The organism is Cereibacter sp. Soil_C_27 (genome assembly GCF_057657095.1).
On record NZ_JBDGJD010000007.1, the window covers coordinates 137,011 to 146,852 of the forward strand.

Annotated in this window: 7 protein-coding genes; 6 read left to right on the forward strand and 1 reads right to left on the reverse strand. The window is 66.0% G+C overall.

Going from position 1 to position 9,842, the window contains the following annotated elements; genetic code table 11:
* The first annotated feature begins 29 nt into the window (after positions 1-29).
* From AC3A5Z_RS21400 to nanR, 6 genes are read left to right on the forward strand one after another with little or no spacing between them, the layout of a single operon-like run.
* Positions 30-680 (forward strand): DUF2291 family protein, encoded by a 651-nt coding sequence (locus AC3A5Z_RS21400; RefSeq protein WP_487521299.1) that lies wholly within the window; start codon positions 30-32, stop codon positions 678-680.
* A complete protein-coding gene (locus AC3A5Z_RS21405; RefSeq protein ID WP_487521300.1) occupies positions 677-2,242 on the forward strand; it encodes a sugar ABC transporter ATP-binding protein in 1,566 nt (521 codons plus the stop codon). Before AC3A5Z_RS21400 ends, AC3A5Z_RS21405 begins: the two co-directional genes overlap by 4 nt.
* Positions 2,239-3,306, forward strand: coding sequence for an ABC transporter permease (locus AC3A5Z_RS21410; RefSeq protein WP_487521301.1), 1,068 nt, complete (start codon positions 2,239-2,241; stop codon positions 3,304-3,306). The genes AC3A5Z_RS21405 and AC3A5Z_RS21410 overlap by 4 nt, the downstream gene beginning before the upstream one ends.
* Positions 3,307-3,310: 4 nt before the next feature.
* Positions 3,311-4,333, forward strand: a complete 1,023-nt coding sequence (locus AC3A5Z_RS21415) for a Gfo/Idh/MocA family protein (RefSeq protein WP_487521302.1) — start codon at positions 3,311-3,313, stop codon at positions 4,331-4,333.
* On the forward strand, positions 4,333-6,117 hold the full coding sequence (locus AC3A5Z_RS21420; RefSeq protein WP_487521303.1) for a D-apionate lactonase family protein: 1,785 nt from the start codon (positions 4,333-4,335) through the stop codon (positions 6,115-6,117). Before AC3A5Z_RS21415 ends, AC3A5Z_RS21420 begins: the two co-directional genes overlap by 1 nt.
* Positions 6,118-6,139: 22 nt before the next feature.
* Positions 6,140-6,865, forward strand: a complete 726-nt coding sequence (nanR, locus tag AC3A5Z_RS21425; protein ID WP_487521304.1) for a transcriptional regulator NanR — start codon at positions 6,140-6,142, stop codon at positions 6,863-6,865.
* Positions 6,866-7,024: 159 nt separating this feature from the next.
* On the opposite strand, the gene AC3A5Z_RS21430 is transcribed toward nanR, so the two are convergent.
* Positions 7,025-9,842 (reverse strand): beta strand repeat-containing protein (locus tag AC3A5Z_RS21430; RefSeq protein ID WP_487521305.1); only part of this gene is annotated, 2,818 nt, incomplete at its 5' end.

Genomic DNA, 9,842 nt, shown 5'->3' on the forward strand with positions numbered 1-9,842 from the left:
CTTTTTCCCCTCCTGCGACGGAGCCTTGCATGACCCGTGCAATGACCGCGATCCTCGTCTCGGCGCTTGGCTTCGGCCTCTTGGGCGCCTGCAAGATCGTGCCCAATCCCGACCCCGAGAGCGAGACCGCCACCGCTGCCGCCACGACCGACGAGGAGCGGATGGCGCAAATGGCGGGCGAGATCTTTGCCGCGAAGCTGGTGCCCTATGTCGGCGAGAAGGCGTTCGAATTGCCCGTGCTGACCGCTGCGATGGCAGGCGGGCTTGATGCCGCGGGCAAGGCGCATGGCGTGCGCCCGGCGAGCGAGGGCAGCCCGTGGAACTTCCTGTTGAAGGGCGAGGGCAAAGTGGTCGCCGCCGATCGCGCCTCGCGCGCGGCCAAGATGGAACTCGATGTAACCGGCGACGGGGCGGCGGACCTGGCGGTGCAGCTTGGCCCGGTGATCCGCGGCACCAGCCTGCGGGACGCGGCCGATTTCCTCGTCTTCACCGATTTCCGCGACCAGATCGAGTTCGCGAAGCTCGCGCGTGCCCTGAACGACGAGGCGCATCGCACCACCCTGCCCCCCGAGGGCGATCTGGTCGGCAAGACCTTCCGCTTCGAGGGAGCGACGACGTTGCGCAGCGCGACCGACCCGATCCTGCTGGTGCCGACGCTGTTGCGGGAGGTCGCGCCATGAGCAGCGGGATTGGCCTTCAGATCCGCGGCGGGGTGAAGGTCTATCCCGGCACGCGGGCGCTAAAGGGCGTGGATTTCGATCTCCACATGGGCGCGGTCAACGTGCTGGTAGGCGAGAACGGCGCCGGCAAGTCTACCATGATGAAGGTGATCGCCGGGGTCGAGCAGCTGACCGAGGGGCGAATCCTGATGGACGGGCGCGAGGTCAGCTTCAGCGGCACCGAGGCGGCACGCCGGCACGGGATCGGCATCGTGTTTCAGGAGCTGAACCTGTTCCCGAACCTGACAGTGGCCGAGAACATCTTCGTCGGGCGCGAGATCACCCGCGGCGGCGTCGATATCGACATGGCCGCGCAGCGCGCTGCGACCCGCAAGCTGATGCAGCGGCTGGAGCACGACATCTCGCCCGACGCGCTGGTGGGCGACCTGCGGGTAGGCCAGCAGCAGATCGTCGAGATCGCCAAGAGCCTCGCGCAGGACGCACGGATTCTGATCCTCGACGAGCCGACCTCAGCGCTGTCGGCGGCGGAGGTGGAGATCCTGTTCCGGGTCATCGCCGACCTGAAGCGGCAGGGCGTCGGGATCGTCTACATCTCGCACCGGCTGGAAGAGCTGATCCGGATCGGCGACCACATTACCGTGCTGCGCGACGGCACGATCACCGGGGCACGGCCGATGCAGGGCGTGGATCTGGCCTGGATCGTGCGCAGCATGATCGGAGAAGCCTCGAAGGACTATGCCAAGACCGACCACCGTGCCTTCGGAGCCGAGGTGTTCCGTGCGGAGGATGTCTGCCTGCCCCGCCCCGGCGGCGGGCTGGCGGTGGATCACGTCTCGCTGTCGCTGCGGGCGGGCGAGATCCTCGGCGTCTACGGGCTGATGGGCGCGGGCCGCAGCGAGTTTCTCGAATGCGTCATCGGGCGGCATCGGCACGCGGCGGGGCGTTTCTTTGTCGAGGGCAAGCCCTTGCAGAGCCGCAGCATCGCCGGCCGCATCCGGCGCGGCATCGCGCTGATCCCGGAGGATCGCAAGAACGACGGGCTGGTGCAGATGCTGGCCATCCGCGAGAACATGACGCTGTCGAGCCTGCGCGCCTTCACCACGGCCTTCCACATGGACCTTGCGGCGGAGCGCGGCACGGTGCGCGATTTCGTCAAGCGGCTGACGGTGAAGATCGCCTCGATGGAGAACCCGGTCTCCAGCCTGTCGGGCGGCAACCAGCAGAAGGTGGTGATCGGCAAGGCGCTGATGACAAAGCCCAAGGTGCTGCTGATGGACGAGCCGTCGCGCGGGATCGACATCGGTGCCAAGGCCGAGGTGTTCCGCACCATGCGTCGGCTGGCGGCGGAGGGTCTGGGGATCGTCTTCGTCACCTCCGACATCGAGGAACTGATGGCGCTGTCGGACCGTATCATCGTCATGTCGAACGGCCGCGTCACGGGTGCCTTCGACCGGACCGAGGCATCGGAAACCGCCGTGATCGCCGCCTCGGCAAAGGGCCATGCGCCCAGCGGCCCGACCCATGGCGCCCCTGCCGCCCCTTCCAAGGAACCCGCCCTATGACCCACATGGCAACCCACACCGCGCCACAGCAGGCGAGCTCGGCGCAGCTTCTTCTGGTGCTGCTGAAGGCGCGGACCTTCATCGCACTAATCCTCGTCTTCGGCTTCTTCGCCTTCGCCGCGCCGAACTTCCTGTCGACAGCGAACATGGTCATCATGTCGAAGCATGTCGCGCTGAACGCCTTTCTCGCCGTGGGCATGACCTTCGTCATCATCTCGGGTGGGATCGACCTGTCGGTCGGCTCCATCGTCGGGCTTTGCGGCATGGTGGCGGGATGGCTGGTGCTGAACGGGATCGACGTAGGGCTGGGCTGGTCGATCCAGTTCAACACGGTGGAGATCTGCCTGCTGGTCATGCTGGTGGGAGTAGCCGTGGGCGCGGTGAACGGATTTCTCATCACGAAGCTGAACGTGGCGCCCTTCATCGCCACGCTCGGCACGCTCTATGTCTGTCGCGGGGCGGCGATGCTGTCGTCGGACGGGCGGACCTTCCCGAACCTGACCGGCAACCCGGAGTATGGCTCCGATACCTTCCGGCTGATCGGCGCGGGGGATTTCCTCGGGCTGCCGATCACCATCTGGATGCTGATCGTGGTCGCGGGAACGGCGGCCTACATCTCGCGCCGCACGCCGCTGGGTCGGTATATCTATGCCGTGGGCGGCAACGAGCGCGGGGCGGCGCTGTCCGGGGTGAACGTCAACCGGATCAAGATGTTCGTCTACATGTTCTCCGGCCTCTGTGCGGCGCTGGTCGGGCTGATCGTCGCCTCGCAGCTGGTGGCGGCGCATCCGGCAACGGGTCAGGCCTTCGAGCTGAACGCCATCGCCGCGGCGGTGCTGGGCGGGACCTCGATGTCGGGCGGACGGGGACGGATCGGCGGCACTATCATCGGCGCCTTCGTCATTGGCGTGCTGTCGGACGGACTGGTGATGATGGGCGTGTCGTCGTTCTGGCAGACGGTCATCAAGGGCCTTGTCATCATCGCCGCTGTGGTGGTCGATCAGGCCCAACAGAAACTTCAGGCCCGGGTCGCGCTGCAATCCGAGGCCACACAGGGGAAGTAGCGGGATGCTGAAGGGCGCATTGATTGGCTGCGGGTTCTTCGCGCAGAACCAGATGCACGCTTGGGCCGAGATCGGGGGCGTGGAGATCGTGGCGGTTTGCGACCGCGACGAGGCCCGAAGGGCGGAAACCGCCGCCCGCTTCGGCGTGGCGCGGCATTATGCCGATGCGGGCGAGATGCTGGACGCCGAAGCGCTGAACTTCGTCGACATCGCGACGACGGTCGGCTCGCACCGGCCTCTGGTCGAAAAGGCTGCGGCCGCCGGGGTGCATGTGATCTGCCAGAAGCCTTTCGCCGAGACGATGGTGGATGCACGCGCCATGGTCGCAGCTGTCGAAGCCGCGGGCAAGGTGCTGATGGTGCACGAGAACTTCCGCTGGCAATCGGCGGTGCGCGCGGCCATCGTGGCGCTGCGGGAGGGGGCCATTGGCACGCCCTTCTTCGGGCGGGTCAGCTTCCGGTCGGGCTATGACGTGTTTTCGGGCCAACCCTATCTCGCGACCGATCCGCGTTTCATCATCCAGGATCTCGGCATCCACACGCTCGACATCGCGCGGGCGCTGTTCGGCGATGTGGCAAGCCTTGCCGCCAGCACCCGGCGGATTAATCCGGCGATACGGGGCGAGGACGTGGCGACGATGCTGCTCGACCACGAGGGCGGGGTGACCTGCGTCGTCGATTGTTCCTACGCGACCCGGCGTGTGCCCGAGACCTTCCCCGAGACGCTGCTGGAGATCGACGGCGACCGCGGGACGCTGCGGCTCGACGCGGGCTACCGGCTGGTGATCCAGCGCGACGGGGCGGAGGAGGTGCGTGATGTGACGCCACCGCTTCTGGCTTGGGCCGAGCGACCGTGGCACAACATTCAGGAGAGCGTGCGGACCCTTCAGCAAGACTTCGTCGACTGCCTGCGCGAGGGCCGCAGTCCGGAAACCTCGGGGGCCGACAACCTCAGGACGCTGGCGCTGGTCGAAGCTGCCTATGCCTCGGCCCGCGACGGGTCGCGGATCGACATGCGGAGCTGGTGATGGACCTTCGGGCGCTCTACGGCACTGATGAGCCGCCGCGAACGGGGCGGCTGCTCCGGGCCGGTCGCGCCACGGTGACGCTGGAGGAGGGCCAGCTGCGGCATCTGCGGATCGACGGCTTGGAGGCGATCCGGGCGGTGTCCTTTCTGGTGCGCGACCGCGACTGGGGCACGGCGGTGCCGGAGATTTCCGACCTGACGGTGGAGGAAACGGCGGAGCGATGCCGGGCGCGCTACGCCGCGACCTATGCGATGGGTGATACGCGGCTGAGGGCGCGGATCGTGCTGACGCTGACGCCGGAGGGGCTGGAGGCCGAGGCCGAGGCGGTGGCGATCGGCACGGTGGAGACCAACCGGGCGGGCTTCACCGTGCTGCACCCGATCGAGGGCGTGGCGGGCGCGCCGGTGCGGGTGAGCCATGCGGACGGAACGGTGGAGGACGCGCGCTTTCCGACGCTGATCGCGCCGTGGCAGCCGTTCATGGAGATCGCCGCACTGTCGCATCAGACAGGCGGTTTGCAGGTGGACTGCCGGTTCGAGGGCGATGTCTTCGAAATGGAAGACCAGCGGCAATGGGGCGACGCCTCGTTCAAGACCTACAACCGCCCGCTGGCCCTGCCTTGGCCCTACCTCTTGGAAGACGGCGCGCGGCTGCATCAGGCGGTGCGCATCCGTTGGGCTCCGGCGCCAAAGGCGGTGCCGGTCGCCCCGGTGCGGGCCAAGGTTGCGGCGCCGCGCTTTCCCGAGACGGCGCTGGTGCTGACGCCGGAAGACGCCCGGCGCGCGGCGGCGCAGCCCGGCCACCTGCGCGGCATCGGTCCGCAGCGGGTGCTGTGTCACCTCGATTGCTCACTCGGCCCGGCGGGACCGCAACTGGCGGCCTTCGCTGCGTTGCAGACCGTGCTGCCCGATCTGGCCTACGATCTGGAGCTGATCGCGCTTTGCCCGCCCAACGGCAGTATCGACGCGGAGTTCCACGACCATGCCGCGGCGCTTGCCGCTTCAGGCCTGCGGGTGGCATCGGTCATGGTGACGCCCTCGGTGGACCGTCAGTCAACGCCGCCAGGCTCGGTCTGGCCGCCCTGCCCGCCGCTGGAGGAGATCGCCGACGCGGCGCGGCGGGCCCTCCCGGCGGTGGCGCTTGGCGGCGGCGTCGCCAGCTTCTTCCCCGAGCTGAACCGCAAGCGCCCGCCGGTGGAGCGGCTGGATTTCGTGACACACGGGCTTTGCCCCATTGTCCATGCCGCCGACGACCTCTCGGTGATGGAGGTGCTGGAGACGGTGCCGCATATTCTCGCCTCGGCGCGGGCGATCCTCGGCGCGACGGACTACCGGCTGGGGCCATCAACCATCGCGATGCGGCAGAACCCCTACGGCAGCCGGACGATCCCCAATCCCGGTCGCGGGCGGGTTTGCATGGCGGCAGACGATCCGCGGCAGGACGGTGCTTTCGCCGGGGCCTGGACGCTGGGGCTGGCCGCGCGGATCGCGACGGCGGGGGTCTCGGTTTGGACACCGGCCGCGCTCTACGGGCCGCGCGGGCTTTTTCGCGACGATGGCAGCGCCCGCCCGGTCGCCGCCGTGGTGACGGCATTGGCGGCACAGGCCGGGCGGCCGGTGCGGCAGGCGGGGGCAAATGTCGGGCGCGCTTGGCTCGTCCTCGACAGCACGGGATTCGAGGCCAATCTGACGGCGCTGGACGGGCCGTCGGGGCTTCCGGGCTACGGCTGGCGGCAGGGCGCGGATGAGTATTTGCGCTTGCTGCCGCCAGAGCATAGTCCTTGAGCGACCCAGCGCCGGAGCCAGCATGAAACGCGACGACCCGTCAGCCAGCCCCGACAAGATCGTCCGGCGAAAGCTGTCGGATCAGGTCTTCGACCGGCTGCGCAACCTGATCGCCAGCGGCGAGGTGCCGCCCGGCGCGCCGATGCCCTCGGAGCGAGACCTGATGGAACGCTTCGGCGTGGGCCGGCCTGCGGTGCGCGAGGCGCTTCAGCACATGCACACGATGGGGCTGATCACCATCAGCCACGGCGAGCGCAGCCGGGTGAACGAGCTGAGCGCCGACAGCGTGCTGAGCCGGGTGGACGACGTCGCGCGGATGCTGCTGTCCTCCGAGCCCGAGCAGCTCGAGCACCTGAAGATGGCGCGGCGAATGTTCGAATGCGGTCTCGTCAGGGTTGCCGCCGAACACGCCACGACTGAGGACGTGGCCGACCTTCGCGGCCTCATTGCAGCCCAGAGCGGCAAGATTGGCGATCCAGAAGCCTTTGTCACACTCGATATCTCCTTCCACACCCGGATCGCTGCGATCTCAAAGAACCCGATCCTCATCGCCACCAGCCAGTCGATGCTGAGATGGCTGTTCCAATATCATGGCATCCTGCTGCACTGGTCGGGCAACGAGGGGATCACCCTGCGTGAGCATGAGCACATCGTGACGCTCATCGAGGCGCACCAGCCTGAAAGCGCGGTGGCGGCAATGCAGAAACATCTGGACCGGTCGAATCCACTCTACCGCCACCACGCCTAGCGGGAACCCTTGGCTGGATACCACACCGCCCCGGCCATTTCATAGAGTGGCGCATGAACCTCTTTTCAATAGGGCTATAGTCGAAGCTGACTGCGTGGAGTGACAAATCCTGGCGCGGATACCTGCTGCCAGTTCGTCTGGCAGCAGGTGTCTGACAACTCAGATCAAGGTAAAACTGTCAGCACTGAGAGGTGCATCCGTGAATATGGTGGCAAACAGGATCTCGTCTGCGCCGCCTAGTCCGTCTGCATCGTAGTAGAGACCTGACGTTCCCGCATCGTATCGAAGATGGTCGCCCAAGGTCGCGCCCGAGGCACCATCGAAAGCGCTAAACACCGCGCGCGACAGCAGGATTTGATCGATGTCTTGTTGGAAGTCGAGGATTGTATCGACGTTGTCTCCAAGCGCTGTGTTAAAGACAAATCGGTCAGATCCACTGCCTCCAACCATCAGGTCGTTCCCGAGAGCGCCGTAGAGGACATCATTACCGTCCTCTCCGTAGAGCGTGTCGTTTTCCGCCCCGCCCCGCAGTTCGTCATTACCCGCTCCGCCTTGCAGTAAATCGGCGCCGACGTTGCCCTGGAGGTAGTCATCGCCGTTTGCACCAATCAAAGTGTCATCGCCATCATCGCCGAATAGCGAATCGTTATCGGCCCCCCCCCGTAGTTCGTCATTGCCCATTCCGCCGTAGAGGACATCCTTGCCAGTATTTCCCTGCAGCAGGTCGTTTCCGTCACCTCCCAGCAGGAGATCATCACCAGACTCACCAAAGAGACTGTCATTGCCCGCCAATCCGGTCAGCACGTTGGTCAGCGCATCGCCAGTCAGCAGGTCGCCTTGGGCCGAGCCAACAAGGTTCTCAATCTCGCTCAGCAAGTCGCCGGTTGCGTCTCCGCCGGAGGCAGCTTGCGTCAGCAGGTTGACTATCACTGCGTCCAGCGATCCTTCATATGAGGCAGTGTCGCTTCCGCTCCCACCGTAAAAAAGGTCCGCGCCCGCGCCACCTTCCAGCAGATCGTCGCCTAGCGCGCCATAGAGAGTATCTGAGCCCGCACCACCCGACAGGGTGTCATTGTCACTGCCACCGCGGACCTCGTCGTTGCCGTCGCCACCCGATATCAGATCATTACCCTCGTTGCCCTGTAGGTAATCATCGCCCGTATCGCCCACCAACACGTCATTCCCGGCGCCACCATAGAGACTATCGTTGCCCTCAGCTCCGACGAGCGTGTTGTCTTGTGTGTCGCCTGTCAGCAGGTCATCGAGCGCCGAGCCTATGACGTTCTCGATACTGATCAGCACATCTCCCGCTGCATCACCGCCAGAGGACGTGCCGGACATGAGGTTGACCGTGATCCCGTTTATCGAACCAACATACCAGGCGTAGTCGCTGCCCTCTCCACCATCCAGAGTGTCGGCACCCACACCTCCTATTAGAGCATCGTCACCTGCATCTGCGTAGATTGAATCGTCTCCGATACCACCAGACAAGAGTTCTGAGCCGAGGGTGCCGACAATCACATCGTTGTTGTCGACGCCGTTGATGGTGACAGTGACTGTGGCGACAACACCATTTACAGCATAGGTGAAGCTATCCTGTGCCGTCGATCCGACAGGAAGGTATTCGAACTTGCCGTTCGGATCATAGTCGAAGGTGCCGTCGGCATTCACCGTCAGCAGGGCACCGCTGGCCAGCGTGATCTTGGATCCCATGGCAAGTTGATCGCCGTTCACCGCCGTCACAACCAACGCAGTATCCGGGTCAGTGTCCGCGCCCGAACCGTTGTCGGCGAAAAGGTTACCACTCAGCAAGCCGGTGTCCGGCGTCGTAACAGCATCGTCGGCTGCGACGGTGGGATCATCCACCGCCGCCACCTCTAAGGTGACGGTAGTGCTGTCGGTGAGTGCACCGCCCGTGCCGGAGTGGCCACCATCATTAATGCTGGCGGTGAGGGTGACATCGCCGGTGGCATTCGCTGCGGTGGTGAAGCTGACGCCGCTGGCGGCAATGAAGGCGTTGATCGCCGAGAGCGTGCCGGTGAGGGTCAGGGCGCTCGCGCTGCCGCCAACGGTGACGCCGCTGCCGGTGGTTGCGGCAAGGCTGCCCGAGGGCACCGAGAGCGTGACGGTGACGGGGGAACTGCCCGCATCGACGTCAGAGAAGCTGATACCGGTGATTGCCGTGGCGCTGTCCTCGGTCACGGCAAGGCTGACAGGAGCGCTGACTTCGGGCGCGTCATTCACGGCCGTAACTTCAAGCGTCACGGTGGTGCTGTCAGTCGACGCACCTCCGCTGCCGCTGTGGCCACCATCGTTGATGCTGGCGGTGAGGGTGACATCGCCGGTGGCATTCGCTGCGGTGGTGAAGCTGACGCCGCTGGCGGCAATGAAGGCGTTGATCGCCGAGAGCGTGCCGGTGAGGGTCAGGGCGCTCGCGCTGCCGCCAACGGTGACGCCGCTGCCGGTGGTTGCGGCAAGGCTGCCCGAGGGCACCGAGAGCGTGACGGTGACGGAGGAACTGCCCGCGTCGACGTCAGAGAAGCTGATACCGGTGATTGCCGTGGCGCTGTCCTCGGTCACGGCAAGGCTGACAGGAGCGCTGACTTCGGGCGCGTCATTCACGGCCGTAACTTCAAGCGTCACGGTGGTGCTGTCAGTCAACGCACCTCCGCTGCCACTGTGGCCGCCGTCGTTGATGCTGGCGGTGAGGGTGACATCGCCGGTGGCATTCGCCGCGGTGGCGAAGCTGACGCCGCTGGCGGCAATGAAGGCGTTGATCGCCGAGAGCGTGCCGGTGAGGGTCAGGGCGCTCGCGCTGCCGCCAACGGTGACGCCGCTGCCGGTGGTTGCGGCAAGGCTGCCCGAGGGCACAGAGAGCGTGACGGTGACGGGGGAACTGCCCGCATCGACGTCAGAGAAGCTGATACCGGTGATTGCCGTGGCGCTGTCCTCGGTCACGGCAAGGCTGACAGGAGCG

Coding starts and splice junctions, on each gene's coding strand:
- AC3A5Z_RS21400 (WP_487521299.1), top strand. CDS start 30: ATGACCCGTGCAATGACCGCGATCCTCGTCTCGGCGCTTGGCTTCGGC.
- AC3A5Z_RS21405 (WP_487521300.1), top strand. CDS start 677: ATGAGCAGCGGGATTGGCCTTCAGATCCGCGGCGGGGTGAAGGTCTAT.
- AC3A5Z_RS21410 (WP_487521301.1), top strand. CDS start 2,239: ATGACCCACATGGCAACCCACACCGCGCCACAGCAGGCGAGCTCGGCG.
- AC3A5Z_RS21415 (WP_487521302.1), top strand. CDS start 3,311: ATGCTGAAGGGCGCATTGATTGGCTGCGGGTTCTTCGCGCAGAACCAG.
- AC3A5Z_RS21420 (WP_487521303.1), top strand. CDS start 4,333: ATGGACCTTCGGGCGCTCTACGGCACTGATGAGCCGCCGCGAACGGGG.
- nanR (WP_487521304.1), top strand. CDS start 6,140: ATGAAACGCGACGACCCGTCAGCCAGCCCCGACAAGATCGTCCGGCGA.